The 26,807-nt window shown below is 45.7% G+C and carries 21 protein-coding genes and 2 pseudogenes; 11 read left to right on the forward strand and 12 right to left on the reverse strand.

Annotated features, from left to right (window positions below; translation table 11 throughout):
* The first annotated feature begins 2 nt into the window (after positions 1-2).
* The 3 genes from pheT to A3CS_RS0105325 are packed head-to-tail and all read left to right on the forward strand — an operon-like array spanning position 3 to position 3,233.
* On the forward strand, positions 3-2,393 hold the full coding sequence (gene pheT, locus A3CS_RS0105315; protein ID WP_005574469.1) for a phenylalanine--tRNA ligase subunit beta: 2,391 nt from the start codon (positions 3-5) through the stop codon (positions 2,391-2,393).
* Between the two features lie 3 nt (positions 2,394-2,396).
* Complete coding sequence (locus A3CS_RS0105320) at positions 2,397-2,693, forward strand: integration host factor subunit alpha (RefSeq protein WP_005543400.1); 297 nt, start codon at positions 2,397-2,399, stop codon at positions 2,691-2,693.
* 51 nt (positions 2,694-2,744) lie between these two features.
* Complete coding sequence (locus tag A3CS_RS0105325; protein WP_005544763.1) at positions 2,745-3,233, forward strand: NlpC/P60 family protein; 489 nt, start codon at positions 2,745-2,747, stop codon at positions 3,231-3,233.
* Between the two features lie 94 nt (positions 3,234-3,327).
* On the opposite strand, the gene ttcA is transcribed toward A3CS_RS0105325, so the two are convergent.
* Positions 3,328-4,293, reverse strand: coding sequence for a tRNA 2-thiocytidine(32) synthetase TtcA (ttcA, locus tag A3CS_RS0105330; protein WP_169331099.1), 966 nt, complete (start codon positions 4,291-4,293; stop codon positions 3,328-3,330).
* A 140-nt stretch (positions 4,294-4,433) separates the two neighbouring features.
* Here ttcA and A3CS_RS0105335 point away from each other — a divergent pair, with 140 nt between their 5' ends.
* Positions 4,434-4,850: a DoxX family protein gene (locus A3CS_RS0105335; protein WP_005544757.1), complete on the forward strand. Its 417-nt coding sequence runs from the start codon at positions 4,434-4,436 to the stop codon at positions 4,848-4,850.
* An 89-nt stretch (positions 4,851-4,939) separates the two neighbouring features.
* Here the strand turns inward: A3CS_RS0105335 and A3CS_RS01000000110920 are convergent.
* Positions 4,940-6,180: pseudogene (locus A3CS_RS01000000110920) on the reverse strand (TonB-dependent receptor plug domain-containing protein).
* 1 nt (position 6,181) lies between these two features.
* The gene (locus tag A3CS_RS0105345) at positions 6,182-6,679 is read right to left on the reverse strand and encodes a hypothetical protein (protein WP_025298397.1); all 498 of its coding nucleotides are present in this window, start codon (positions 6,677-6,679) and stop codon (positions 6,182-6,184) included.
* A 210-nt stretch (positions 6,680-6,889) separates the two neighbouring features.
* Here A3CS_RS0105345 and A3CS_RS0105350 point away from each other — a divergent pair, with 210 nt between their 5' ends.
* From A3CS_RS0105350 to A3CS_RS1000000112460, 4 genes and pseudogenes are all read left to right on the forward strand, one after another.
* The gene (locus A3CS_RS0105350; RefSeq protein WP_005544749.1) at positions 6,890-7,891 is read left to right on the forward strand and encodes an iron ABC transporter substrate-binding protein; all 1,002 of its coding nucleotides are present in this window, start codon (positions 6,890-6,892) and stop codon (positions 7,889-7,891) included.
* Complete coding sequence (locus tag A3CS_RS0105355) at positions 7,891-8,904, forward strand: FecCD family ABC transporter permease (RefSeq protein WP_005544748.1); 1,014 nt, start codon at positions 7,891-7,893, stop codon at positions 8,902-8,904. The genes A3CS_RS0105350 and A3CS_RS0105355 overlap by 1 nt, the downstream gene beginning before the upstream one ends.
* Entirely contained in the window at positions 8,901-9,650 is a 750-nt protein-coding gene (locus A3CS_RS0105360) for an ABC transporter ATP-binding protein (protein WP_005544746.1), read from the forward strand. Before A3CS_RS0105355 ends, A3CS_RS0105360 begins: the two co-directional genes overlap by 4 nt.
* 94 nt (positions 9,651-9,744) lie before the next feature.
* Positions 9,745-12,141 (forward strand): annotated as a pseudogene (locus A3CS_RS1000000112460) (FepA family TonB-dependent siderophore receptor).
* A 118-nt stretch (positions 12,142-12,259) separates the two neighbouring features.
* Here A3CS_RS1000000112460 and A3CS_RS0105375 read toward each other — a convergent pair.
* The 8 genes from A3CS_RS0105375 to A3CS_RS0105410 all read right to left on the reverse strand — a co-directional run bounded on the left by A3CS_RS0105375 (position 12,260) and on the right by A3CS_RS0105410 (position 21,797).
* The gene (locus A3CS_RS0105375; RefSeq protein ID WP_005543485.1) at positions 12,260-12,469 is read right to left on the reverse strand and encodes a TOBE domain-containing protein; all 210 of its coding nucleotides are present in this window, start codon (positions 12,467-12,469) and stop codon (positions 12,260-12,262) included.
* A gap of 81 nt (positions 12,470-12,550) precedes the next feature.
* Entirely contained in the window at positions 12,551-13,585 is a 1,035-nt protein-coding gene (locus A3CS_RS0105380; RefSeq protein ID WP_005568729.1) for an ABC transporter substrate-binding protein, read from the reverse strand.
* 12 nt (positions 13,586-13,597) lie between these two features.
* Complete coding sequence (locus tag A3CS_RS0105385; protein WP_005544738.1) at positions 13,598-14,386, reverse strand: ABC transporter ATP-binding protein; 789 nt, start codon at positions 14,384-14,386, stop codon at positions 13,598-13,600.
* Positions 14,387-14,391: 5 nt separating this feature from the next.
* Complete coding sequence (locus tag A3CS_RS0105390; protein WP_005544736.1) at positions 14,392-15,411, reverse strand: FecCD family ABC transporter permease; 1,020 nt, start codon at positions 15,409-15,411, stop codon at positions 14,392-14,394.
* 127 nt (positions 15,412-15,538) lie between these two features.
* Positions 15,539-16,942: an efflux transporter outer membrane subunit gene (locus A3CS_RS0105395; RefSeq protein ID WP_019518301.1), complete on the reverse strand. Its 1,404-nt coding sequence runs from the start codon at positions 16,940-16,942 to the stop codon at positions 15,539-15,541.
* A 19-nt stretch (positions 16,943-16,961) separates the two neighbouring features.
* Positions 16,962-18,089 (reverse strand): ABC transporter permease, encoded by a 1,128-nt coding sequence (locus tag A3CS_RS0105400; RefSeq protein WP_005568733.1) that lies wholly within the window; start codon positions 18,087-18,089, stop codon positions 16,962-16,964.
* Between the two features lies 1 nt (position 18,090).
* Positions 18,091-20,835 carry a ribosome-associated ATPase/putative transporter RbbA gene (gene rbbA / locus A3CS_RS0105405; RefSeq protein WP_005544729.1) on the reverse strand — a complete coding sequence of 915 codons (2,745 nt, stop codon included), beginning with the start codon at positions 20,833-20,835 and terminating at the stop codon, positions 18,091-18,093.
* A 2-nt stretch (positions 20,836-20,837) separates the two neighbouring features.
* The gene (locus tag A3CS_RS0105410; protein ID WP_005544727.1) at positions 20,838-21,797 is read right to left on the reverse strand and encodes an HlyD family secretion protein; all 960 of its coding nucleotides are present in this window, start codon (positions 21,795-21,797) and stop codon (positions 20,838-20,840) included.
* A 147-nt stretch (positions 21,798-21,944) separates the two neighbouring features.
* On the opposite strand from A3CS_RS0105410, the gene A3CS_RS1000000112530 reads away from it, so the two are divergent.
* Together A3CS_RS1000000112530 and A3CS_RS0105415 are read left to right on the forward strand one after the other, a co-directional pair.
* Positions 21,945-22,190, forward strand: a complete 246-nt coding sequence (locus A3CS_RS1000000112530; protein ID WP_231092504.1) for a TetR/AcrR family transcriptional regulator — start codon at positions 21,945-21,947, stop codon at positions 22,188-22,190.
* Positions 22,148-22,534 (forward strand): hypothetical protein, encoded by a 387-nt coding sequence (locus A3CS_RS0105415; RefSeq protein WP_012821006.1) that lies wholly within the window; start codon positions 22,148-22,150, stop codon positions 22,532-22,534. Before A3CS_RS1000000112530 ends, A3CS_RS0105415 begins: the two co-directional genes overlap by 43 nt.
* A 50-nt stretch (positions 22,535-22,584) precedes the next feature.
* Here A3CS_RS0105415 and A3CS_RS0105420 read toward each other — a convergent pair whose 3' ends face one another.
* Positions 22,585-23,775: an amino acid aminotransferase gene (locus tag A3CS_RS0105420; protein ID WP_005544723.1), complete on the reverse strand. Its 1,191-nt coding sequence runs from the start codon at positions 23,773-23,775 to the stop codon at positions 22,585-22,587.
* A gap of 421 nt (positions 23,776-24,196) precedes the next feature.
* Here A3CS_RS0105420 and pepN point away from each other — a divergent pair, with 421 nt between their 5' ends.
* Positions 24,197-26,806, forward strand: a complete 2,610-nt coding sequence (pepN, locus tag A3CS_RS0105425) for an aminopeptidase N (protein WP_019518302.1) — start codon at positions 24,197-24,199, stop codon at positions 26,804-26,806.
* Position 26,807: the final 1 nt, after the last annotated feature.

Consider the following 26,807-nt stretch of genomic DNA (forward strand, 5'->3'; position numbering starts at 1 on the left):
GTATGAAATTTAGTGAACAATGGGTACGCGAATGGGTTAATCCGGCAATTTCCACGGAGCAACTTTGCGATCAAATTACCATGTTGGGTTTGGAAGTTGACGGCGTGGAAAAGGTTGCCGGCGATTTCACCGGCGTTGTCGTAGGTGAAGTGGTGGAATGCGCGCAACACCCGGATGCGGATAAATTACGCGTGACCAAAGTAAATGTGGGCGGCGAACGTTTATTGGATATTGTGTGCGGCGCACCGAATTGCCGTCAAGGTTTGAAAGTCGCCTGTGCGGTAGAAGGCGCAAAATTGCCGGGCGATTTCAAAATCAAGAAAACCAAATTACGCGGTCAGCCTTCCGAAGGTATGCTGTGTTCATTCAGCGAACTCGGTATTGAATCCGACGCTAACGGCATTATCGAATTGCCGCAAGACGCGCCGATTGGCACGAATTTACGTGATTACTTGAAATTACATGATAACGTCATTGAAATCAGTTTAACGCCAAACCGTGCCGACTGTTTAAGCATTACCGGTGTTGCACGTGAATTGGCGGTGGTTAATAAACTCCACGAAAATCCACCGCACTTTAAAGCGGTTCAGCCTACTATCGACGATAAAGTACAAATTGATGTGCTGGCGCCGGAAGCCTGTCCGCGTTATTTATTGCGTGTGGTGCGAAATGTCAACGTAAAAGCCCAATCACCGATGTGGATGCAGGAAAAATTACGTCGTTGCGGCATTCGTTCTATTGACCCGATTGTGGATGTCACCAACTATGTTTTATTGGAATTAGGTCAACCGATGCACGCTTTTGATATGGCAAAAGTGGCGCAACCGATTCAGGTTCGCATGGCGAAAGAAAACGAAGAATTGGTGTTATTGGACGGCACTACTGCGAAATTACAGCCGAATACATTGGTTATCGCCGATCAAAATGGCGCCTTGGCAATGGCGGGTATTTTCGGCGGTGAAACCAGCAGCGTGAATGCGGAAACCACAACAGATGTGATTTTAGAAGCGGCATTCTTTGCACCGTTGGCGATTACCGGTCGCGCCCGTCAATATGGTTTACACACCGATTCCTCCCACCGTTTTGAACGTGGTGTGGATTTTGAGTTGCCGCGCAAAGCGATGGAAAGAGCTACCGCACTTTTACTTGACATCTGCGGCGGCGAAGCCGGTGAAATTTGCGAAGTGGTAAACGCACAATATTTACCGAAACGCCAACAAGTCACGTTACAACATCACAAATTAGATGCGTTACTTGGACACCATATTGCTACCGAAACCGTTACAGATATTCTTCAACGCCTTGGTTTACAGGTTTCTTATGCCGCTGACACGTGGACGGCAATTGCACCGTCTTGGCGTTTTGATATTGAAATTGCCGAAGATTTAATTGAAGAAGTCGCCCGAATTTACGGTTATAACAGCATTCCGAATAATGCACCGCTGGCGCATTTGCGTATGCGTGAACATAAAGAAGCGGATATTGAACTATCTCGCATTAAAGCTGCTCTAACCAGTTGTGATTTTTATGAAGCCATTACTTATAGCTTCGTTGATCCGAAAATCCAAAGTTTGCTGCATCCTGATGTTAAACCGATGGTTTTACCGAACCCGATTTCCGTTGAAATGTCCGCCATGCGTGTTTCATTATTGACCGGTTTATTGGGCGCAGTGATTTATAACCAAAATCGTCAACAAAGTCGCGTGCGTTTGTTTGAGCACGGTTTACGTTTTATTCCGGACGAAAAGGCCGAATTCGGCGTGCACCAAGAGCCAGTTTTTGCCGCGGTGATGACAGGGTTAAAATCAAACGAACAGTGGAGCGAAAAAGCCGTACCGGCAGATTTTTACGACTTAAAAGGCTACATTGAAAACTTACTTTCGTTAAGTTCTGCTGGAAATCGGGCAAAATTTGTAGCAAAATCATACACAGCATTGCATCCGGGTCAATCTGCGGCCATTATGCTGGATGGTGAAGAAATCGGATTTATTGGTCAACTTCACCCGACTATCGCGCAAAAAATTGGTCTTACCGGAAAAGCATTTGTTTGTGAAATTTCGGTCGCACACATTTCTCGACGAGAAGTCGCCCGTGCCAAAGAAATTTCCCGTTTCCCTGCTAATCGTCGTGATTTGGCGGTTGTGGTTGCGGATAATATCCCTGCAAATGACGTGCTGGAAGTGTGTCGTACAGCAGGCGGAGATAAATTAACCCAAATCAATTTATTTGATGTTTACCACGGAACCGGTGTTGCTGCAGGGCATAAGAGCTTAGCTATCAGCTTAGTAATTCAAGATAATGAAAAAACCCTTGAAGAAGATGAAATTAACGCGGTAATTTCAACGGTATTATCTGAGTTAAAACAATGTTTTAATGCTTATTTGAGAGATTAAACTATGACATTAACTAAAGTAGAACTCGCCGAAAATCTTATTGAGAAATTCCATCTCAGTAAACGTGAGGCAAAGGATTTGGTCGAAAGCTTTTTTGAAGAAATCCGTGTGGCTTTGGAAACAGGAAATGACGTGAAATTATCTGGTTTTGGTAATTTTGAATTACGTGATAAAGCTTCCCGTCCGGGTAGAAACCCGAAAACCGGTGAAAGCGTACCGGTTTCTGCCCGTCGTGTGGTGGTGTTCAAACCGGGACAAAAATTGCGCAACCGGGTTGAAAAGGTCAAACCGAAAGCTTAATAAATTGGCTACTGCAAGCGATTGTCGGTAGCTTTTTGTTATGGATGATTTATGCGTATTTCTTTTAAATCTCTACTTATTTGTTGTTCTGTCCTGGCGTTAGCCGCCTGTTCCGGAGGACCGTCAAAATCCTCGCGGATTAATTACAAAGGGCAGATAAACGATCCTATTATGGCGATTGCGCTTTTAAGCGAACAGCAATACGAATGGGCGGGAACGCCTTATCGTATCGGCGGACAAAGTCGCAGTGGCGTGGATTGCTCCGGTTTCGTGCAAACCACCTTTTTCGATCGCTTCGGCATAAAATTGCCGCGACAAACCAAAGATCAGGCAAATTACGGTCAGTATATTGAAAAAGGCGATATTCAAACCGGTGATTTGGTGTTCTTTAAAACCGGTCGCGGTCCTCATGGCTATCATGTGGGCATTTATGTGAAGGAAGACAAATTTCTGCACGCGTCTACTAAGGGTGGCGTGATTTATTCCTCGTTGAACAGCGATTATTGGCGTAAGGCATATTGGCAGGCAAGACGAATTTAATCACATACAATTTCTAGAAAAATCGTTGCGTAAAAACCGCGATTTTTTGTTTGCATATCGCCGTAAAAGTGCGGTCATTTTTTCCGATGTTTTCCTACCGCACTTCCTTAAAGGCGATCATTTCATGCTCGCTGAAATCCGCCTGATCTTCATCATCAAATTGCATCGGCGTGATGTTTTCTTCATCAAATGCCGTATCGCCTTCCACGCCTTCAATCAATTGACCGTGTTTAATGCCTTTGAAATCAAAAAGTTTTGGATCACACAGGTGAGACAACGTAATGTTTTGCATGGCGCTGAACATGGTTTCCAAGCGTCCCGGATATTGGCGATCCCAGGTATTCAGCATTTCTTTTACCACTTGACGTTGCAGATTCGGTTGCGAACCGCACAGATTGCAAGGAATAATCGGAAAAGCCTTCGCGATGGCATATTTTTCAATGTCTTTTTCTTTGCAGTACGCCAACGGGCGAATCACGATTTGTTTGCCGTCGCCGGAAATCAGCTTCGGCGGCATGGATTTTAATTTTCCGCCGTAAAACATATTTAAAAAGAGGGTCGCCAACATATCGTCGCGGTGGTGTCCTAAGGCAATTTTGGTGGCACCGAGTTCCGTTGCGGTACGATATAAAATCCCGCGGCGTAAACGGGAGCAGAGGGAGCAAGTGGTTTTGCCTTCGGGAATTTTTTCTTTCACGATGCCATAGGTGTTTTCTTCCACGATTTTGTAACCCACCCCGATACCTTGCAGATACCCAGGCAAAATATGTTCCGGAAAGCCCGGTTGTTTTTGGTCTAAATTAACCGCCACAATCCGGAATTTTATCGGCGCATTTTGCTGTAAATTCAACAAAATATCTAACAGCGTATAGCTGTCCTTCCCGCCGGATAAACACACCATCACCTTGTCGCCTTCTTCGATCATATTAAAATCTGCAATGGCGTTTCCCACATTTCGGCGTAGACGTTTTTGCAATTTATTGAAATTATAGCTTTTTTTCTTCTCGGTTTGCGTTATTGTCATAGGGTTGTCTGTATCGGATTGCGTAAAAGGCGGCATATTATATATGAACCGACGGGGGTTGTGTAATCCAATTATTGAAGATTCGGAAAGACAGCTTTTTTCCAAGCTATATTGATAAATATGTAGCAATTTTGTTACAATAAAACAGCATTTTTTATATTTTTGAGGAGATTTAAATGTCTATTGTGAAAAAATTTAATCAACTTGTTGATTTACCTGAACTGGCTAAACTTATTTTACGTGTTGGTTTTTCAGTGTTATTTTTACTACACGGCGTGCATAAATTAAAAACCGGTGTAGATTTCGTCGCTATGAAGTTTATGGAATTCGGTTTACCGGCATCATTTGCATATCTTGCTTATTTGGCGGAAGTCGTTGCACCGGTTCTAATGATTTTAGGGGTTTATACCCGTATCGCCGCGTTTATTGCTGCGAGTGGTTCGGTGGTCATCATGATTTTAATGTATTCCGCCGATCTCTTCACGTTAACTAAAGTTGGTTCATGGACTGCAGAAGGCATTGCGACTTTCTTGTTTGCGTTTGTTGCCGTTATGCTTTTAGGTTCCGGCAAATATGCGTTAAAAGCAGATTAAAAACGCTGAGAAAAGCAACCGCACTTTATTCCTTAAAATAAATTGAGCTTTGTCATTGCAAGGCTCAATTTTTATCGCTAAGCAGAATATTAAAAACGATATTTCAAGTTAGAAAAATACACTCGTCCCGCTTCCGGATAACCGGCTTCATAATAGTAGTTTTTATCAAACAGGTTGAATACGCCGGCTTCCACGATGAATTGTTCGGTAACGTTGTAAGTGAGTTTGGCATTGGTATTGCCGAAGCCGGAAAGTCTAACCGTCGGCGCCCGGCTGCCGAAACCATCTCTGCTATAACGACCGTGTTCCGCTTCTTGACTGACATAAAGGGAAAGGTTAGGCACAATTTTCCAATCCACATAAGCGAAGAATTTATGTTGCGGAATATCGCGCACAATAAAGTTCGTGTAGGTTTTATTTTTTGCGCGGGTATAAGTGTAGTTGGCACCCAATGTCAGGTTATCCGTCGCAAAAATTGCGGCGGCAAGTTCCACACCCTTAAACACTTCTTTGCCGTAGTTTTGATTTTGTTCTTTATTGGAAATTGTCGGATGCGCCACAAGTTCAATGGCATCACGCACTTCGGAATAGAACAACGCGCCGTCCAGTCTTAACCAATTGCCGAAGGTGCGCGTATAAACGCCACTTTCAAACTGAGTTTTTTATCCCGTTGTACGGAATTTTCCGCCCGTGCGCCATCATCACCGCTTGGTAAAACCCGATGATAATGACGCGACAGTTGAAGCCCTTGTTTTTCTAAAAATGAACCGCTTAATTGGGCATAAAAATAGTCTTGTTTTGAACCTAAATTAAAGTAGGTTTGATTGGTGCCCGTGCTGCCGCTTCTACCGTGAGCAAATCCGTAGCCGATAGTGCCTTCAAACGGTTTGGTCAGTTTTTGCGTAATGAGATTTACCGCACCGCCCAGCGTGTTGGCGCCATAAAGCACGGAACTTGCGCCCTTGGAAATATCAATGCGGGATAAATCGAAGGTGGTGAAGCGACCAATGTCCATATTGCCGTCATAGGGCACATACACCGGAATGCCGTCAATAAACACTGGCACGCGATTGGCTTTAAATCCGCGTACCAACAAATTATGTTCATTGCGTGCGCCGCTACGATCCAAAAATACGCCCGGTGTGGTTTTCGCCACCTCGGCGACATTGGTTTGATTGTTTTTCTGTAAGTCAGCCTGTTCAATGCGTGTGGTGCTTAAATCCGTTGATCTATCGGCAATCACCTCAATTTGCCCAAGGGTAAAAACTTCTTCGGCATACGCCGGTAAGCAAGCCATAGCGATGGCGGTATAAAGCAGTGTCTTTTTCATTTTAATGTCCTTTTAAGTTAAAAGCAGGGATAGGATTAATTAAACGAAGTTGCAGCACGATGGTGATCGCAGCAAAAATCTTTTCATCATTATGGGGAAAATTCTCCCGTAAAGTGCTGTGGGAATTTTTGACGTTTATTTTTCCTTCGGCGAGTTCTTTTAGCAGCGCATCCAAATCCAGGTTTAGCTGTTCGGCAATTTGCACAACGGAAAAATGCTCGAACGTCATGATCAAGCGGTCTAAATTGCAATAACTCGGGTATTTATTGTGTAAGACCAAATCGGCAAATTGGGTATTGATTTTCGCCAATTTATTTTTGCGGTTCAGAATATGCAGTAACAACGCGGCGACCAGCAAAACGGCAAAGCTCACATGAATATTGAACAGCATGCTCAATTGCCAACCGTAGAATAATCCGGCGCCGCTTATCACAACACACAACAAACTGATAATCAGCACACACAACAACAGGAATTTGTAAATGACTTCAAATTTCATGATGTTACCCCAACAGAATGTGAGAAAAATATAACGATGTATATTTAAAAACATAGCGTCTTCATTATAAATAAAAATCGCGAAAAGTTCGCCAATATATTTAAAAATATATAGCGTTTTAGTAAAATTCATGCCGTTTACACAAGTTGAACGTGGCAAAGAAAATTTCAAATTCGTTGGATTTTATGACCGCACTTTAAGGAAATTCCCATGAAAAAATGGTTTATGCTGTTACTTCCGCTGACATTTATCGGCAGCCTTTGGGCGCAGGAAGCGCCTTCCCCCTTTCTTGCCGGGGAATTACCGGCAGCGCAAAAAATCGAAAAAGTCTTAAGCGCCGGTAATCCGAGTGATGCGTTATTGCTGGCCGCCGCGCCGCAAAAAATGGTCGGACTGGCGGGCTTTAAGATGGCATCCAAAGGCGGCAAATTATTTCCTGTGCAACAACAAGCGTTGCCGACCATCGGCAAAATTGCCGGAAAGGGCAGTACGTTTTCCGCCGAAAAAATCGTGGCGCTTCAACCGAATTTGATTATTGATGTGGGCAATGTGGCGCCGAATTACATCGATCAGGCAAAACGCACCTTTGCGCAAACCGGTGTGCCTTATTTATTGCTGGACGGCAGACTCGCCGAAACGCCGAAAACCTTGCGTGAGTTGGGCAAATTGCTAGGTGCGGAAACCTTCACGGAGCCACAGGCGCAATACGCGGAAGAAACTCTTAAAAGTGCGGGGGATTTTGCCGGCGTTTTACAACAAACCGCCTATTTGGCGCGCAGTGCCGACGGTTTACAAACAGGGCAAAAGGGATCCATTCATACGGAGGCTATGGAGTTGGTCGGCTTGCGCAATGTGGTGGAAGGCGAGCATAAAGGGTTAACACAGGTTTCTATGGAGCAGCTTCTGCTGTGGAATCCCGACATTATTTTGACCCAATACGCCGAATTTTTTCAAACCATCAAAGACAATCCCCAATGGCAGCAATTAAGTGCGGTCAAAAATCAGCGCGTTTTTTTCATTCCCAATCAGCCTTTCGGTTGGCTGGATTCCCCGCCGGGATTGAATCGCTTGCTCGGTGTGCGGTGGTTACAACATTTATTAAGCAATAAACCGATGGACGATTTTGCACCCGAAGTGCAACGGTTTTATAAATTGTTCTACCACATTGATTTATCAAAAGCGCAAGCTGAGCAGTTGCTACAGGGACAATAATGCAAAATCTTATCCAACGTGCGCCACGCCTGTTCTTTTTATTGCTGACGGGAATTTTAGTCGGCAGTATTTTACTTGCCCTGAACGTGGGGAAATTTCCCGTTTCACCAAGTCAATTATGGCAAACGCTCGTTTGTTCCGTGAATTCACAATGTGACACAAACTCACCGATTCACACCGTGTTATGGCAAATTCGCTTGCCTCGCATTGCGGTGGCTTGTTTGGTCGGTGCCGCTTTAGCCTGCGCGGGGGCGACCTATCAGGGGATGTTTAAAAATCCATTGGTTTCGCCGGATATTTTGGGCGTATCCGCCGGCGCCGGGTTTGGGGCGTCACTGGCAATTTTCTACAATTTACCGATGTTTTATATTCAGCTTTTTGCCTTTCTTGGCGGCATTGCCACGGTATTTTGCGTTTCCCTTATCGCAACCCGTAGCAAAGACCAAGACCCGATTCTCGTTCTCGTATTATCGGGAATTGCCATCGGCTCGTTGCTTGGCGCGGGGATTTCGTTGTTGAAAATTCTCGCCGATCCTTTTACCCAACTGCCTTCCATTACTTTTTGGCTACTAGGAAGCTTAACCGCCATTAGTCCGCAAGATGTGTTGCAACTGGCGCCGATTTTATTGCTCGGTATGGCGCCGCTATTTTTACTTCGTTGGCGTTTAAATTTGCTTTCTTTAGAGGAAGAAGAAGCGCGCAGCCTTGGCGTACCGATAAAAATGACCCGCTACATTTTGATTATTTTTACCACCCTTTGCACGGCAAGTGCGGTGTCTATTACAGGCATTATCGGTTGGGTCGGCTTATTGGTGCCGCATATTGCCCGTTTATTGGTGGGCGCCAATTTTATCCTGTTGCTTCCGACATCTTTGCTTCTCGGCGCCGCTTTTCTGTTATTAACGGACACTTTAGCGCGCACCGTTGCCGACATTGAGCTGCCTCTTGGCATTTTGACATCTGCCTGCGGCGCACCGTTTTTCCTTTATTTATTATTGCGGGGCAGACGATGAATTTAGTGGAAACCCGTGATTTAGCCATTGGCTACGGCGATAAAATACTGGTGAACAACATCAATTTCCGTTTACAGGAAAAGCAAATTTGTTGTTTATTGGGGGCAAACGGCGCGGGCAAAAGCACCTTTCTGAAAACCTTGTTAGGGCTACAAGCTCCGCTACAGGGGGAAGTGTATTGGCGGCAACGTCCTTTATCGGATTACAGCCAAGGGGAATTGGCGTGCAACATTGCTTATGTGCCGCAAGCTCATCAGCATTTATTCCCGTTTTTGGTGCAGGATATGGTGCTGATGGGACGTTCGGCGTATCTCAAATGGTATCAATCACCGAAAGCCGAAGATCGTGATTTGGCGCTTTCCGCCCTTGCCGGTTTACAAATCGAACATCTCGCCAAGCGTTATTATCACCAACTGAGTGGGGGAGAGAAACAGTTGGTGCTGATTGCCCGCGCCATTGCGCAACAGGCAACATTATTGATCATGGACGAACCCACCGCGAGCCTGGATTTCGGCAATCAAATTCGTGTGTTGGAAAAAATAAAACACCTGCAAACGCAAAATATCGCCTTATTGATCACCACACATAACCCGCAGCAAGCGATGTATTTGGCGGAAAACATTCTGTTGCTCGATCAAGAATACGGTTTTCAGCAAGGCTCAAGAGAAGCGCTGTTGACCTTGGAAAACTTGGCAAAAATCTACCGCACTTCAGAACAGCAATTACGCCGGCATTTGTGTTTTTAGAAGATTTATTTGCACCTACCCATTTATGATTATTTATTATTTTATATAGCGATCGTATTATTGCTCGGTTTTTACTCAACCCCAAGGACGTACCATGAAAAAACTCCTGCCGTTCAGTCTGATTAGTTTGGCTGTCATTTCAACCTTTACCCACGCACACGCAGAAGACACGCAAAATTTAGATGAAATTCAAGTGACCGCCGAACAGCAAGTGAAACAGTCACTGGGCGTGTCCGTCATCACGGAAAAAGATCTGGAACGAAATCCCATTGAAAATGATGCGTCTGAAATCATCGCCAAACAACCGGGTGTCACTTTAAGTACCAATGCACCGGGCGGCGCACGCGGCAATAAACGCCAAGTGGATATTCGTGCCATGGGGCCGGAAAACACCTTGATTCTGGTGAACGGCAAACCGGTAAAATCCCGTAATTCCGAACGCTATGGCAGAAACGGCACGCGGAATACCCGCGGCGACACCAACTGGGTGCCGGCAGATGCTATTGAGTCCATTGAAGTCTTGCGAGGTCCGGCAGCAGCACGTTATGGTTCAGGCGCCATGGGCGGGGTGGTGAACATTAAAACCAAAGCACCAACCGCAGAATATCACGGCAGTTTAAATCTATTTACCGAGCAACCGGAAGACAGCAAAGAAGGCCATACCAACCGTCTGGGTTTTAATTTCAGCGGTCCGTTGATTAAAGATGTTTTAGGCTTCCGTTTATACGGCAACATTGCCAAAACAAAAGCCGATGCATTGGATATTAATTCCGCTGAAGATGCCGGGACCAATAATAATGCGGCGACACAAGACAACACCCGCTATGCCGGTCGTGAAGGCGTGCGTAATCGTGATGTGGCAGCCCAGTTAGTTTGGAACATCACGCCGGATCAAAAATTAACCCTTGATGCCACATACAGCCGTCAAGGTAATATTTATAACGGCGATACGTAAAATAGCTCCGTTTTAGTCAGCCAAGCCATGCAAACAAGCCGTCAACTGGCGTTACAAAAAGCGGAAACCTCAACGCTTTATCGTCAAAGTTATAGCTTAACGCACGAAGGTAAATGGGGTTCATTTGACAACCGCACTTATTTCACTTTCGATCAAACCCGTAACTACCATTATCCGGAAGGTTTGTTGGGCAGTACGGAAGGGGCTTACAACGGGTTAAATAAATCTGTTGGCTTTCTCAGAAATTACCGTTTCAGTAACGAACTTTATATTCCGTTTACCTTGGGCAGTACCGGCCATATGGTTACCATTGGTGCGGAAGCTTCCCGTTCAGAATTAAACGATGCCGCGTCTATGACACAAACTATGCAGGTTTACGCGATTGTGCCTTGGTTAGCGGATAAAGGGCGTAGTGGTAAAGTGGCACAAAATGAATGGGCGGCATTCTTGGAAGACAACATTATGTTGCCAAATAACAAAACCATTTTAACGCCGGGCATTCGTTTTGATTCCAGCACGAATTCTAAATCCAACTGGAGCCCATCATTCAACTTCTCCCACCAAGTCAGCGAAAACTGGAAAATTAAAGGTGGCGTGGCAAGAGCCTATAAAGCACCGAATCTTTATCAATCTTCGCCAAATTATTTATTGGTGAATGCAAGTAACGGTTGCCCGATTGATAGCGCAAATAACTGGAATAATCCGAATGCGTTAAATCCGACCGGTGGTAACGGCACTCGAAATAACCCTTATACAAACAGCAATGCCAAAGGGTTTGACTGGGGTCGTGCCTGCTATTTCCTGGGCAATGAAAACATCAAACCGGAAACCAGCTGGAATAAAGAAATTGGCTTTGAATATGAAAACGAAGGCAAGTTGTTCTCCTTGGCGTATTTCCATAATGATTACCGTAACAAGATCGTCTCTAACGGGGAATTCTTAACCACCATTGACGCGCCTGCAGGTGGTTACGATCGCGAAATTCGTGCAAGCAACACCCCGAACGGAAGCGCGATTTATCGTAACTACACGGCAACCAACGTTTATCGTTGGGGCAATACGCCACGCGCGATTATCGAAGGGCTGGAAGGCAATATTACCTTGCCATTCTTGGATGATGCCATTTTATTTAGCACCAATTTCACTTATATGCTCAAAAATGAAAACAAGCAAACCGGCAATCCGATTTCCCTTGTACCGAAATATACGGTGAACAGTAATCTTAATTGGAAAATTAATGATCATTGGGACATTAATACGTCTTACACCCGTTATGGCAGACAAAAAACCGTTGAAAATGCTGAAAACTTTATGCAGGTGATTTATACTACCGGTGAAAGCCTTGTTAACCAATATCATCTTGGTAGTTATGGTAGTTGGGGCGCTAATGTCGGGTATAAATTTAACGACAATTTAAGCCTACGCATGGGTGTGAATAATATTTTAGATAAACGTATTTATCGTAATGCAGGGACGGCACGCACTTATAATGAACGTGGTCGCTCTTACTTTGCTAATCTGAAATACAGTTTCTAATGAATGATATAAGAAAGTGCGGTGATTTTTCACCGCATTTTTTATGGAAGAAAAACACATAAAAAAACAACCGCACTTTTCAAATGCAGTTGTTTTATCGTCTAAAAATCGGTAGAAATTATTCTACACCGACCATCACGGAAGTGGCTTTGATAATCGCATAAGCGTCTTTGCCGACAGCTAAGCCTAACTCTTTTACCGCTTCAATGGAGATGGTGGAAGAAATCACGTTTCCGCCGCCGATGTCAATTTGAACGATAGCGTTTACGGAACCGGTTTCGATTGAAACGACTTTGCCTTTTAATTGGTTTCTCGCACTGATTTTCATAGATATTTCCTTATGATAAAGCCTAACTAGGCAGGTAAAAAACAGCGCGCATTCTACAAGAAATTCAATCGAATGCCAACACTACTTAAGCGGGGGTAGCCCTTTTAAGATTTGTTGTGCATTTTCTTTGCTCAAACTGTAATTGTAGTATCTTTGATAAAAATCCTGCGTTTTCAGCACTATATCCAAATCGCCGAAACGTTCAGGATGGAATAATTGTGCCGCCCAGAGAATTTGTAAGGCTTCTTCCGCGCTGTAACGATCCCAAGGGAAGGTGCCTGTCGGGTTGGCATAAATCCGATTATTTTTGACCGCACTTATGGATTGCCAGGTCGGATCCGCTTTGATTTTCTCAATTGCCGCTTGGGCTTTGTTGCCGCTGCTGCCGATGATAATCACATCCGGGTTGGCTTGCACAATGGCTTCCATGGTGACATTCACCATATTGGCTTCATCCGGTAGCACATTTCTGCCGCCCGCCATGCGAATCCAATCCCCGATCATGGATTTTCCGCCGTCAATTTTGAGCAAATCCGAGCCACTAGTGATGTGTAACACCCGTGGTTTTTGGCTGTCTTTGACATCTTTAACGCGTGAATGGACAAAATTGATGTTGTCGTTCAATTCTTTAATGTATTTTTTCGCCACTTTAGGCGCGTCGCCACCCAACACGTCTGCGGTAATGCGCACGGTTTTCTTTAATCCGTCAAAATCCTGAAAACTCACGTGTACGCCTTTTAAGCCTGCTTGGTTCACTTCCTTCAACATGGATTTTTTAGAAAGCAATACGGCATCGGGTTTTTGCGCCAATAATTCTTCAATTTGAATGGTTTCGCCGTTGGTCAAGACAGGTACTTCTTTAATTCTCGGATACACTTCCTTATACCAAGGATTCGCGCTGATCGAAGTCGTGGTTGCCACCAGTTTGTCTGCGCCGCCCAATAACAACACGATTTGATTATTGGCGTGCCACAAATCTGCCACACGTTCTACGCGATCAGGAATATCCACTTGATTGCCATCCACATCGGTGATGATTTTCGCCTGCACGGAAAATGCCAGCAGGGTAGCCGCAAAAAGTGCGGTGTGTTTTAACAATGTTTTTTTCATGGTCATAAGTACGTCCTCTTAAATATGCGTAATGGCACAGATTTTACGTTGTAATTCAGGTACATCAATTAACCGCAAATCCGTTTGGTAAAGTTCTCGCAGATTGTCTTCCGTGAGAATAGCCTCGGTGAAACCGCAATGCAATTTTCCCGATTTCGTTAAAATCGCTACTTTGCTGTTCGGAATGACTTCATTAAGCAACATCGGATGATCGGGGTTATGTGTTGTCATAATAATAGAAAATTGCTGATGTGATAACCCTTTAATCAGGCTTAATGTCTTAAATACATTGCCGTAATCTAACGCGGAGGTGGGTTCATCAAACAAAATCAGTTGCGGCTGTTGCACCAGAATTTTGGCTAAATTCACCAGCTGCTTTTCGCCGCCGCTCATTTGCATATAGATTTTGTCTGCAAAATGGCGAATGCTCAGTTGTGCCAGCGCCCGTTCCGCCAAATGATAATCTTCTTCGCGCGGTTTGCCGAACAAGCCTAGATGGGCGGCTCGCCCCAGTACCACGTAATCCAGCACCTTGTATTGATACGTCTGCGGCGAATGCTGCGAAACATAAGCCACTTGGCGGGCAATTTGTTTGGCGGAAAGTTGTTTGATTTCCTTATTTTGCAGAAAAATTTCACCGCACTTTGGTTTCAGTAAGCCGGCAATGCAATTTAACAGGGTGGATTTCCCCGTGCCGTTGGCGCCGAGAATAGTGAGCAGCTCGCCCGCCTTCAGTTCCAAATCAATGCCATTAAGCAACGGAATATTACGTTGATGCTGAAAGTAAAGTTGATTAATTTTTAACATTGTCATCAGTCCGCCACCTTTTGTTTCACTAACACCCAAGCAAAGAACGGCGCGCCTATAAAGCCCGTGAGAATACCGAGAGGAATTTCCTGCGTGTATAAATTGCGTGCCAAAGTGTCGATAATCAACAGGAAAATCGCGCCGATAAGGGCTGAAAGGGGAAGGGTGCGTAAATTGTTGTCGCCGATAAACATACGCGCCAAATGGGGAATAATCAAGCCGATCCAACCGATGGTGCCGCTTAAGCACACGGCGGAGGCGGTGAGCAACGTGGCGAACATCACCATCAGATTGCGTTCAAAACGAATATTGGCGCCGATGAGTTTTGCTTCCCGATCACCCAAAGACAGCACATTAATGCGCCAACGCATCATCAATAACGCCGCGGTGGTGAACAGAATCATCGGTGCAAGCAGACGCAAATTTTGATAATCCGCTTTAGTCAGGCTGCCCATTTGCCAATAAACAATGTCTGCGAGCTGGGTTTCCGGGTCGGCAAGATATTTCACCAACCCCAAACACGCCATCATAAAACCGGATATGATAATACCCGACAGCACCAAAATAATCGTCGAATCCCGTCGCACCAGTTTCGGCAGGCTCATGGTCATTAGCACTGCCAGCAAACCGCCCACGAATGCAAAACCCTGAATGGCAAACAAGCCAAGTCCCAGCAAAATCGCCACCGCCGCGCCGATACAGGCGCCGCCGGACACACCGAGCAAATCGGGCGAAACTAACGGATTACGGAAAATCCCCTGAAAAGTCGCCCCGGCAAGCGCCAGCGCCGCCCCGACCAAGAGCGACGCAAGAATGCGCGGTAAACGCAGGTTAAAAATAATGTTGTTCTGCACCTCGTTCGGGTTATTCCCCGTCAGCGTTTGCACCACATTCTCAACAGGAATGGCAAATCGCCCCCAAGACAACGAAAACAACGCCAGCCCGACAAGTAATAAGGCAAGTAATATAAAAATAAATCTGTTTTTATTCATCAGAAAAGTGCGGTGAGCTTTAAAAGTGCCCATTATACACATCTTTATGCTTTATTTTATATAGCGAATTTGGGGTAAGGCGGGCGCAGTGAAAAACATCGGGAAAACCACCGCACTTTTACAAAACGCAAAAGTGCGGTCGATTTCGCAAACGTTTTTTTCATCGCTCGGACCAACCGCCACCTAGTGCTTTATACAAACTAATCAAATTCTTCGCCCCCGCTAAACGGCTTTGGATGAGTTGGTTTTGGTAATCCAGTGCGGTGAGGCGAGCGGTGAGGGCGTTGTCTAAGGTTTTTTCGCCGTAGTTAAATAATTTCTCCGCATTGCCTGCCTGCTTTTGCGCCTGTTGGCAGGCGGTTTGTAGCAATTGGGTTTGGCGATTTAATGCGGCTTGTGCCTGATAGCTGTTATCTACATCGGCAAGGGCTTGCAGCAAGCCTTTGTCGTATTGAAGTAAGGCAGCTTTCAGGCGGGCGTCGGCGGCGTCAATGTTGGCTTGAATGCGTCCGTTAGTGAAAATCGGCAGGCTAATGTCGAGGCTCAACAAATTGCCCCAACCTTTTAAATCGGGAATGTCCGTGTTGATGTCAATGCGCCCTGTTTGTCCTAAAAATTGAATCTCAAAGCGCGGGTATAAATCCGCTTTGGCAGAAGCCAGTTTTGCCGCCAGCGCTTGTACTTGGGCGCGATAAGTGCGTAAATCGGGGCGGCGTTCCAATACATTGCCGGGCATTACACCATGCGGGGCGGCTGGTAAAACACCGAGAAAATCCACCGCACTTTTGTTAAGACGGAAGTCTTGCGGCGGTTTGCCGATAAGAATAGCAATGGCGCGTTCGTTACCGGCGATTTGTGCGTTCAGCGTGGCTTGTTGCGCCTGCACGGCGCTGATTCGGCTTTCCACCTGCAACACATCGTTGGCGTTCGCTTGTCCGGCGCGGAAGCGACCTTCCGCATAACCTTTCAATCGGCGTAAGTATGTTTCGTTTTGTTGTAACAGCGCATTTTGCTGATGTAAGGCGGCAATATTGGCATAACTTTCGGCGATTTGCCCGGCAACCAACATTTGGGCGGCATAAACCTGTTGTTGTGCGGCTAGGACGGCAGCTTGTGCCGCATCGCGATCGCTACGTTTTTTACCGAAGAAATCCAACTCCCAGCTTGCCGTGATTCCCGCATGTTGCACATTTCCTGACCGATCATAAGTACGCTGTGTCAACGGATTTTCCCCATGAGAATGAATCATGCCCGCCGAACCTTGCGCGCCGACTTTAGGGCCCAGATCCGCCTGCGTATATTGACTGTTCGCCTGCGCTTCCTGCAAACGGGCTTCAAGGTTATTTTGTAGTCCCAGTTCGATTAATCGGGTCAATTGCGGATCCCGCCAGTTTTGCCACCAACGGGCGATTTCCTGTATGTTTTTAGAGGTCGCCGCATTTTGTGTTTGCTCAAATTGTGCAGGCATTTCCACTTGAGAAGATAAATCGACATTGGTCGTGCAAGCGCTGAGGGTGATAAACGCCGCGATGAATGTGAATTTAAAAGCGAATTTATTTGCCATAACGTTTTCCTTCTGAATCTTAGCCTTGGCGCGACAACATGGATTTAAACTGGGCAAGTGCGATACCTAAGAATAATGCGCCCAACGCCGCAATTTGGAGCAGTTTATCCCACACCACATCAAGCCCTGTGCCACGGAACAGCACATCTTGCGCATAAGCCCCGAAAATGGCGGTGGGGGAGAATTGGATCAGTTTTTGTACGAATTCCGGCATATTTTCCAACGGCGACATGGTGCCGGAAAGCAGATACATCGTGATATACACCGGCAGAACCAACAAACCGAATTGAGGCATGGTCGGGGCAAAAATCGCCAGCATAATGCCAAGGGAGGCAATGGAAAAAATAAACACTGCCGCGCCTAAAATATAAAGCGAAAAGGCACCTTGCGGCAGGGGCGTGCCGATGATTTTATGCACCACAAAATAGAGTGAAAACATCACGACGGTGAGCAACACCAGTTCGTTCGCCACGATTTTCGCCATAGCAATTTCGCTGGAGCGTACGGGCATCACCAAAATATGTTCCAGCGTGCCGCGCTCCCGTTCCCGAATGACAGCGGCGCCCACCAGCAACATGGTTAATAAATTCAAATAGCCCACAATGTTCATGCCGCCCATAAACCAGTTACCGGAAAAATTCGGGTTATAAAGCACATTAATGGTGGGTTGAATGAGTATGCCGTTATTGCTTTGAAGGTGCAGAAAATCGTTAATTTCACCGTGAAAAATTTGTGAAATATAAGCGGAACCGATGGCGGCTTGCGTCATTGCCGTGGCGTCGGATAATAACTGAATCAGCGGGTTACGCCCCGCAAGTACATCACGTTCATAATTCGGCGGAATATCTAAAATGAACGTATATTCTCCTGTGTCCATCAGGCGATCCGCCTGTTGTGCATGAATTGTATGCACTTTACGGAAGTTCGGCGGAATCAGGCTTTGTTGCAGGCGATAAGACAACGCCGAGTGATCGTTATCCACAATGGCAACGGAGGCATTTTTCACTTCCAAGGTAATCGAATTGGCAACGGTGTAAATAGCGACGGTGAACATATAAATAATTAACACCACCAGAACCGGATCGGAAAATAAACTGCGCAGTTCTTTGCCCGATAAATAAAACACATTTTTTATCCATCTGAACATATTATTTCTCCTGTTTCTTCAACAGGGCGACCGCCCCGCAGAAATACACGGCGTAAATCGCCAACAACGCGCCGTAGCTACTGAGAAAATCCATAAAACCCAATCCTTTCGTGAAACCGCCTAAGCTGATAATCAGAAACCAATAACCGGGGAAGAGTTGTGCGACCATATAAACATGAGGCGGCAGGGTGGATGTCGGATAAAGCATGCCGGAGAAGTTCATGGTCGGGATAATCACGATAATTGCCGTGGCGAAAATCGCCGCAATTTGCGATTTTACAAAGCTGGAAACGAACAGCCCGAACGCCGTTGAGGCGGTGATAATAAAAAGTGCCCCCAAGGTCATTGCCCACATAGAGCCTTTGACCGGCACGTTAAACACCATCACCGACATCCACACCATAATCAGATAACTGATAAACGCCAGCAAAATGTAAGGCAGTTGTTTACCGAGCAAAAATTGCACCGCACCGGCAGGGGAGCCGTACAGATTCATAATGGAGCCGATTTCTTTTTCACGCACCACGCCTAACGCCGTCATCATGGACGGAATCAACATCATGGCAAGCATGATCACGCCTGGTGTCATGGCGAAAATGCTTTTAAAATCCGGGTTGTACACAAAGCGGGGTTCCAGCACGGTATTGTTCGGCACGTTAACGCCTTGTTGCGTTAAGGTTTCCTGCACATATTGGTTGATTGCACCCACCACGGAGCCGCGCAGATTTTCAGCGGTGGAAGGAAAGGCGCCGTCGATAAAAAAGCCCACTTCCGGCATTTGTCGTTGCAACACTTTTTTGCCGAAATCAGGGGGGATTTCAATCACCAGTTTCACTTTTGAAGATTGCAACACCTGATTAATTTCCTGCGGAGAATGAATATCCGGTTGGCGCACGAAATAGCGGGATCCGTCGAAATATTCGATAAAACGGCGGCTTTCCGAGCTGTTGTCATAATCCAGCACGGTAAAATTCGACGGATGTACGTCAAAAGAAATACTGGATGCCATGGCGAACAACATAATCACCGGACCGAGCAAGGCGAAAAATAAACGAATGCGATCCCGTAATAATTCTTTTCCTTCCCGTACCGCAAACGTCCACACCAACGACCACCACGCCAGTATGCCTTTTTCCGGCGAATCGGCAGAAACACCTGAAATATTGACCGCACTTTGATCGCGTTTATCCATTTTAGGCGCGGTAATGTCATCCGCCTGTTCTTCCAGATAAGCGATAAAGGCTTCTTCCAGCGTCGGGGCTTTTTTCTCAAGACGTAGCGATTCCGGCGTGCCGACCGCCAACACACGCCCACGGTGCATAAAGGAAATGCGATCACAACGCGCCGCTTCGTTCATAAAATGGGTGGTGACGAAAATGGTGATTTTATCTTCGCGCGACAGTTTAATCAGATATTCCCAGAACATATCCCGCGCGGCGGGGTCAACCCCTGAAGTAGGTTCGTCCAGAATCAGCACTTCGGGTTTATGCAAACAGGCGGCGGCAAGCTGCAAACGTTGCCGAATGCCAAGAGGCAGCGCGGAAGGGTATTCATCGGCAAGTTGAATTAAATCGAATTGCTGCATGACGGATTGCACATAGTGTGCCCATTGCGCGCGGGGAGTTTGATAGAGCTTGGCGTGCAATTCCAGATTTTGATAAACGCTGAGTTCTTCATATAAGGAAAACGCTTGGGACATATAACCCACCCGTTTTCGCGTGTCGATATTGCCCGCATCAATAGGCTGACCGAGCAGCGTGGCAGAGCCTTCCGTCGGATCCAGCAAGCCGGTAAGCATTTTCATGGTGGTGGATTTGCCGCAACCGTTGGAGCCTAAAAAGCCGAAAATTTCTCCTTTCGGAATGGTAAAACTGACGTTATCCACCGAAACGAAATCACCGAATTTCTTGGTTAAACCTTTGGCAACGATAACCGGCGGTTTCTCGGCATTGGGTTTAAAGGGCTGAATATGCAAGCCGTTTTCCGCACCGCGTTTTTCTGCCGGCAGCAATTTGACATAGGCTTCTTCCAGATTGTGACTTTGCGTGTCGGCAATCACCTGCTTAGTGGGCGCATTGGCGATGAGCTTGCCGTCATCCATGGCAAGAATATGTTCAAAACGTTCCGCTTCGTCAATGTATGCCGTCGCCACAATCACCGTCATGCCGTTTTCTTCACGGCGTAAATCCTCCACCAATTGCCAGAATTGACGGCGGGAGAGCGGATCCACGCCGGTAGTGGGTTCATCTAAAATTAATAAATCGGGGCTGTGCACCAAGGCGCAACACAGGCTGAGTTTTTGCTTCATCCCGCCCGATAATTTGCCTGCCGCCCGATCGGCAAAAGGAGCTAACCCCGTGGCATTCAATAAGCGCTGAATGCGGGCTTGCCGTTGTGGTTTGTTTAATCCGAACAGGCGGGCGTGAAAATCAATATTTTCATAAATGGACAGGGTGAGATACAGATTTTTGCCCAGCCCTTGCGGCATAAAGGCGATTTTATGAGAAAGGGCATCCCGCGCTTTTTTCTCCGCGACATTTAAATCAAACACCTGCACGCTGCCGGTCTGAATTATTTTGACACCCGCGATGAGGGAAAGCAGCGTGGATTTGCCCACGCCGTCCGGTCCGATTAGCCCGACGGTCGCGCCACGGGGAATGCGCAGGCTGACATCATAAAGTGCGGTGGTTTTTCCGTATGAATGTGAGAGATGTTCCACCGCAACGGCAGGTCGAATGGCTGTCATGGCTATTCACCCTGCGGAAGTCTCACGTTTAACTGTGCCGGCCATTGCGCCTGCTGATCGTATTTCACATAGCCCAGCCCCGTCATGCCGCCTTTTAATAAAAGCTTATATTTCAGTGCAATATCCACGGGAAGCTGCAATTTCACCTTAAACATCAATTTGGCGCGTTCTTCCGTGGTTTCCACGGATTTGGGGGTGAATTGCGCGTTATTGGCGATGAACGTAATGTTGGCGGGGAAAACGGCATCCATGCCATCAATCACGATGCGGGCCTCATCCCCCAATTTTAGCTGATTCATTTGTGGCGCAGTGAGGAAAACATTGATATAGGTATCCGTCGGATCGAGCAAACTGACCACTTTGCCACCGGCACCGAGAACATTGCCTACTTCCGCAATTTGATATTCCACCCGTCCGTCTTTCGGCGCTTTAATCAGCATATCGGTATTTTGCGATTGCGCTTGTTCTAACTGCGCTTGCGCCTGTGCGACGGCGGCTTGCGTGGTGTTCACGGCAGCGAGTGACGCCTTATAAGCGGCTTGACGGCGTTCTAATTCGCTGCTTGAAATCAGATTATCGAGGCGCAATTTTTGTGCGTTATTCAATTCCAATTTCGTTACGTTGACTTGTTGTTGGCGGGCATCAATTTCTGATAGGGCGCGGGCAACGGATTCTTCCGCCCGTTTCTTTTGTGCCTGTGCGGCGGAAACCTGCGCTTGCGAAATGCTGGAAGAAAGCCGTGCCAGTGGTTGATTGCGTTTTACTTCATTACCTTCCTGCACCAAAATTTCTTCTACACGGCCGGGATAAAGGGTGGCAATGTCCAGCCGTTTTAATTCCAAACGTCCGTTAACTGCCGCAATGCCGTTCAGTTCACTGGCCTGTAATTGCCTGTTTTTCCAAATGGCGAAACCGACGGCACCGATAATAATGAAACCGAACACGAAATATTTTGCTTTCATCTCTGTATCCTTACTTTAACGCGGTTTATGCGAATGATTATAGAGATCGGGTAAAAACCACTCAACCACCAAGAGGCAACGTTTTGTTGCTTAACCCTACAAAAAGGCGTAATTTGTTGCTTAATTCGGTAAATTTAAGGAGAGATGATGAATAATCAGGATGTTCGGGTGCTTCGAACCGATAGACTTATTCGTGATGCGTTTTTGACATTGTTGGCAGAAAAAGGCTTTGAAGCCATGACGGTACAGGATATTTTGGATCTGACGAAAATTAACCGTTCTACCTTTTATAAGCATTTCGCCAATATACCTTTTATAAGCATTTCGCCAATAAAAACGCCGTGGCGAAAATGCTGGTGGAAGAGCTCAAAGCCTTGGTGGCGGAACGATTAAAACAGCGTTTTTCCGTGCCGACAAAGGAATTTATTCATAGCGTCCAACCGCTTTTTGAACAACATCACCAACTGATTTACCTGATCGGTCAAATCGAAACACCGAAAATTCATTTATATAACGACATTCATAAAATGGTTAAAGAAAAATATGTTGAACATTTGAAAACTGAAAAGGCACAAATCTCCCAAAATGCAGATTTGGATTTTCAAGGTCACCTGTTCGCTACCATGACGCTAGGCATAATGAAATATATTATTGAAAAGGGCGAAATGCCACAGGTGGAGGCACTGATAGAAAATGTGAATTCGGTGTTTGATATGTTTATGGTTCAAGAGGTGTAAAAACACTTTAAAAGACGACCGCACTTCTCTCATAAAAGTGCGGTTAAAAATTACAACACTTTTACAATGCTTTCGCAGAGGTAACGAATGTTACCTTCGGTAATGCCGGCAACGTTAATGCGTCCGGAACGCACGGCGTAAATGGCGAATTCGTTTTTCAGACGGTCAACCTGTTCAGCGGTTAAGCCGCTGAAAGAGAACATACCGTTTTGATTGATGATAAAACCAAAATCTTGTTGCGCGCCGTATTCTTTCAATAACTGCACGAAAAGGTGACGCATTTGTTTAATGCGATCGCGCATTTCGGTTAATTCATTTTCCCAATCGCGGCGTAATTGCGCGTCGTTTAACACCAAGGCGACGGCGGTGGCACCGTGTGCCGACGGGTTGGAGTAGAGGGTGCGGACGATGATTTTCACTTGGGTCAATGCCGTTGCGGCGATGTCGGCGTTTTCCGCTACGACGGTGAAAGCCCCTACACGCTCATTATATAACCCGAAGTTTTTCGAGAAAGAGCTTGCTACCAAGAGTTCTTTGTGATTTTTTGCAAAGGCGCGTAAGCCGTAAGCATCTTCCTGCAAGCCGTTAGCGAAACCTTGATAAGCAAAATCGAATAAAGGTAGCCAGCCTTTTTTCTCCGACATTTCCGCCAATTTATTCCATTGTTCGGGGGTCGGGTCGATACCGGTCGGGTTGTGGCAGCAACCGTGGAATAACACCACATCGCCTTCACCGGCCTGGCTTAAATCGGCGATTAAATTATCCCAATCCAAGGCTTTGGTTTGCGGGTTGTAATAACGGTATTCGCGAATGGTCATGCCCACGGCATTAAAAATGGCGTTGTGATTCGGCCAGGTCGGCGTGCTGATCCAAACATTTTGTGCTTTAGTTTGACGTTTAATAAATTCCGCTGCAATGCGTAATGCGCCGGTTCCGCCTAAACTTTGCACGGTTCTGGCACGGTTATTTTTCACGATGTCGGAATCGGCGCCGAATAAGAGTTCTTTGGTGCGTGCGTTGAAATCGGCAACGCCGTCAATCGGCAGGTAGTTTTTGGTATTTTCTTGTTCTAACAAGCGTTTTTCCGCTTCTTTTACCGCTTTTACGATAGGCGTATTGCCTTTTGCGTCTTTATATACGCCAATGCCTAAATTGATTTTGTTAGCGCGGGTCTCCGCTTTGAATGCTTCGCCTAAACCTAAAATCGGATCTGCCGGAGCGGCAACAATATTTTCAAACATAGAATAATCCTCGAGATGTTGTGTAAAAATCTGCTTATTTATACTGCCACGGCAGGGTTTTGACAAGCTGTCGTCAGCCATTTAACTTAATTTATTTTTGCCCATTGCAAACCGGGTTGATAATTTTGGGCAATTCAAGGAATAATTTATCTGATAGTTGAAGAAGGTAGCGAGGTTATAAAATACCTTAGAAATAAACCGCACTTTGATCGCATCAGCTAAAGTGCGGTCAGTCTTTTCGGTGTTTTACACAGCGTATTTAGGTTATTTAAACACAGGGATTTCAGAGGCTTTGCCGGTTTTAGGAAATAATATTTACACAAACGTTTGGATAAGGTTGCGGAAGAAAATCTATTTGCAACTTAGCGCTAAAAATCATATCCTTAACGGCAATTTTTAGCCCTTAGAATTAGGTCGTTTTATGTACGCTAAAGCCAAATACAGAAAAGATTACCAAACCCCCGATTTCACCGTCACCGATATTTATCTTGATTTTCAATTAGAACCGGAAAAAACCATCGTTGTTGCCACAAGTAAATATCAACGTCTTAACGAAAAAAGCACCACATTGCGTTTAGACGGACATGATTTTCAATTTTCCTCCATCAAATTAAACGGCAAACCGTTTTCACAATATCAGCAGGATCACGAAAGTTTAACTTTGGACTTGGTTCAAGTGGCTGCAGAGCAATTTGAACTGGAAATTACCACCGTTTTAAATCCTGCCGCCAATACGTCTTTACAGGGCTTGTATCAATCCGGCGACGCATTTTGTACCCAATGCGAAGCGGAAGGATTTCGTCAGATTACTTATATGTTAGACCGCCCCGATGTGTTGGCGCGTTACACCACTAAAATCACGGCGGACAAAGCCAAATATCCGTATTTGCTTTCTAACGGCAATCGCATTGCCGGTGGTGACTTGGATGATGGACGTCATTGGGTGGAGTGGAATGATCCCTTCCCGAAACCGAGTTATTTATTTGCCTTAGTGGCAGGGGGTTTTGATGTTCTGCAAGACAAATTCGTGACCAAAAGTGGGCGGGAAGTGGCATTGGAATTGTATGTCAATCGCGGCAATTTAGACCGTGCCGATTGGGCGATGCAAAGCCTGAAACGCGCCATGAAATGGGATGAAGACCGTTTTGGTTTGGAATACGACCTGGATATTTACATGATTGTCGCCGTGGATTTCTTCAACATGGGCGCAATGGAAAATAAAGGGTTAAATATCTTTAATGACAAATATGTGCTTGCCAATCCGCAAACCGCAACAGATGATGATTATTTAGCCATTGAAAGCGTCATCGCACACGAATATTTCCATAACTGGACGGGCAACCGCGTGACTTGTCGTGACTGGTTCCAATTAAGTTTAAAAGAAGGCTTGACGGTTTTTCGCGATCAGGAATTTTCCTCCGACACCGGCTCACGCCCGGTAAATCGCATTAATAACGTGAAATTCTTACGCACCGTGCAATTCGCCGAGGATGCCGGCCCGATGGCACATCCGATTCGTCCGGAAAAAGTGATTGAAATGAATAATTTCTATACGGTGACCGTGTATGAAAAAGGCGCAGAAGTCATTCGTATGTTGCACACCTTATTGGGCGAAAAAGGCTTCCAAAAAGGCATGAAGTTATACATCGCGGAAAATGACGGCAAAGCGGCGACCTGTGAAGATTTTGTTTCTGCGATGGAACGTGCCAATGAGTTGGATTTAACCCAATTTCGCCGTTGGTACAGCCAATCCGGTACGCCTGAATTGACCATCAGCGATCGTTATGACGAGAAAAATCATGTGTATCAATTGCAGGTTTCTCAATTAACTCCACCGACCGCCGACCAAATGGAAAAAGTGAATTTACATATTCCGTTGAAAATTGCGTTGTATGACGAAAACGGCGTCGCGCAAACCTTATATGATTCCGAAGGTGTGGTGGATAATGTGTTGAACATTACCCAAAAAGACCAAACGTTTGAATTCCACAATATTTACACCAAACCGGTGCCTGCCTTGTTGTCTGATTTCTCCGCACCGGTGAAATTGGATTATGATTACAAAACCAGCCAGCTGATTACTTTGGTAAAATTTGCTGAAAACGGGTTTATTCGCTGGGATGCGGTGCAAATGTTACTTAACGCAGAGTTACGACGTAACGTAAGTAACTATCAGCAGGGCATTGAGTTAGATTTATCTGCCGAAACGATTGCGGTGCTACAGCAAATTCTTACGAATTATCAAAAAGATATTGAGTTAACCAGTTTGATTTTAACCTTGCCGAAAGCAACCGAGTTCGCCGAATTATTTAAAACCATTGACCCGGATACCATCAGCGCCGTGCGTGAATTCATGGCGCGTGCCATTGCCGAAAATCTGCAGGAATTATTGTTTAAAACCTACAATCAAATTCGCTTGGATGAATATAAAATTGAGCGTCAGGACATTGCTTTACGCAAACTGCGCAACGTTTGTTTGAGCTATCTGGCTTACACCAATATGGGCAATAACCTGGTGAATAAACATTATTCCTATTCCAACAATATGACCGACACGCTTGCGGCGTTAACCGCTGCAACGCAAGCCAAATTGCCTTACCGCGATAATCTGTTGGCGGATTTTGAACAAAAATGGCAACAAGACGGCTTGGTGATGGACAAATGGTTTGCTTTGCAAGCCAGCCGCCCGGAAGAAAATGTGTTGAACAATGTGATGCAGTTAATGGAGCACCCGAGCTTCAATTTCAATAATCCGAATCGTGTACGTTCGTTAGTCGGCACATTCGCAGGGCAAAATTTAAAAGCCTTCCATGCCATTGACGGTTCCGGCTATCGTTTCTTAACGGATATTTTGATTAAACTGAATAAAAGCAACCCGCAAGTAGCTTCTCGCTTAATTGAACCGTTAATTCGTTTTGTCCGTTATGATGCGCAACGCCAAACGTTGATGAAACGCGCCTTAGAACGTATCAGCGAAACGGAAGATTTATCCCGCGATTTGTACGAGAAAATCGAAAAAGCATTACAGTAAT

The organism is Aggregatibacter actinomycetemcomitans DSM 8324, assembly GCF_000372365.1.
Taxonomy (GTDB): domain Bacteria; phylum Pseudomonadota; class Gammaproteobacteria; order Enterobacterales; family Pasteurellaceae; genus Aggregatibacter; species Aggregatibacter actinomycetemcomitans.

Excerpts from the sequence above, each read along its gene's own strand:
- A3CS_RS0105350 (WP_005544749.1), top strand. The coding sequence starts at position 6,890 with ATGAAAAAATGGTTTATGCTGTTACTTCCGCTGACATTTATCGGCAGC.
- A3CS_RS0105415 (WP_012821006.1), top strand. The coding sequence starts at position 22,148 with ATGCTGGTGGAAGAGCTCAAAGCCTTGGTGGCGGAACGATTAAAACAG.
- A3CS_RS0105345 (WP_025298397.1), bottom strand. The coding sequence starts at position 6,679 with ATGAAATTTGAAGTCATTTACAAATTCCTGTTGTTGTGTGTGCTGATT.
- A3CS_RS1000000112530 (WP_231092504.1), top strand. The coding sequence starts at position 21,945 with ATGAATAATCAGGATGTTCGGGTGCTTCGAACCGATAGACTTATTCGT.
- A3CS_RS0105360 (WP_005544746.1), top strand. The coding sequence starts at position 8,901 with ATGAATTTAGTGGAAACCCGTGATTTAGCCATTGGCTACGGCGATAAA.
- A3CS_RS0105400 (WP_005568733.1), bottom strand. The coding sequence starts at position 18,089 with ATGTTCAGATGGATAAAAAATGTGTTTTATTTATCGGGCAAAGAACTG.
- A3CS_RS0105395 (WP_019518301.1), bottom strand. The coding sequence starts at position 16,942 with ATGGCAAATAAATTCGCTTTTAAATTCACATTCATCGCGGCGTTTATC.
- A3CS_RS0105420 (WP_005544723.1), bottom strand. The coding sequence starts at position 23,775 with ATGTTTGAAAATATTGTTGCCGCTCCGGCAGATCCGATTTTAGGTTTA.
- pheT (WP_005574469.1), top strand. The coding sequence starts at position 3 with ATGAAATTTAGTGAACAATGGGTACGCGAATGGGTTAATCCGGCAATT.
- A3CS_RS0105335 (WP_005544757.1), top strand. The coding sequence starts at position 4,434 with ATGTCTATTGTGAAAAAATTTAATCAACTTGTTGATTTACCTGAACTG.
- A3CS_RS0105380 (WP_005568729.1), bottom strand. The coding sequence starts at position 13,585 with ATGACCATGAAAAAAACATTGTTAAAACACACCGCACTTTTTGCGGCT.
- A3CS_RS0105320 (WP_005543400.1), top strand. The coding sequence starts at position 2,397 with ATGACATTAACTAAAGTAGAACTCGCCGAAAATCTTATTGAGAAATTC.
- A3CS_RS0105325 (WP_005544763.1), top strand. The coding sequence starts at position 2,745 with ATGCGTATTTCTTTTAAATCTCTACTTATTTGTTGTTCTGTCCTGGCG.
- A3CS_RS0105375 (WP_005543485.1), bottom strand. The coding sequence starts at position 12,469 with ATGAAAATCAGTGCGAGAAACCAATTAAAAGGCAAAGTCGTTTCAATC.
- rbbA (WP_005544729.1), bottom strand. The coding sequence starts at position 20,835 with ATGACAGCCATTCGACCTGCCGTTGCGGTGGAACATCTCTCACATTCA.
- pepN (WP_019518302.1), top strand. The coding sequence starts at position 24,197 with ATGTACGCTAAAGCCAAATACAGAAAAGATTACCAAACCCCCGATTTC.
- A3CS_RS0105385 (WP_005544738.1), bottom strand. The coding sequence starts at position 14,386 with ATGTTAAAAATTAATCAACTTTACTTTCAGCATCAACGTAATATTCCG.
- A3CS_RS0105410 (WP_005544727.1), bottom strand. The coding sequence starts at position 21,797 with ATGAAAGCAAAATATTTCGTGTTCGGTTTCATTATTATCGGTGCCGTC.
- A3CS_RS0105355 (WP_005544748.1), top strand. The coding sequence starts at position 7,891 with ATGCAAAATCTTATCCAACGTGCGCCACGCCTGTTCTTTTTATTGCTG.
- ttcA (WP_169331099.1), bottom strand. The coding sequence starts at position 4,293 with ATGCCGCCTTTTACGCAATCCGATACAGACAACCCTATGACAATAACG.
- A3CS_RS0105390 (WP_005544736.1), bottom strand. The coding sequence starts at position 15,411 with ATGGGCACTTTTAAAGCTCACCGCACTTTTCTGATGAATAAAAACAGA.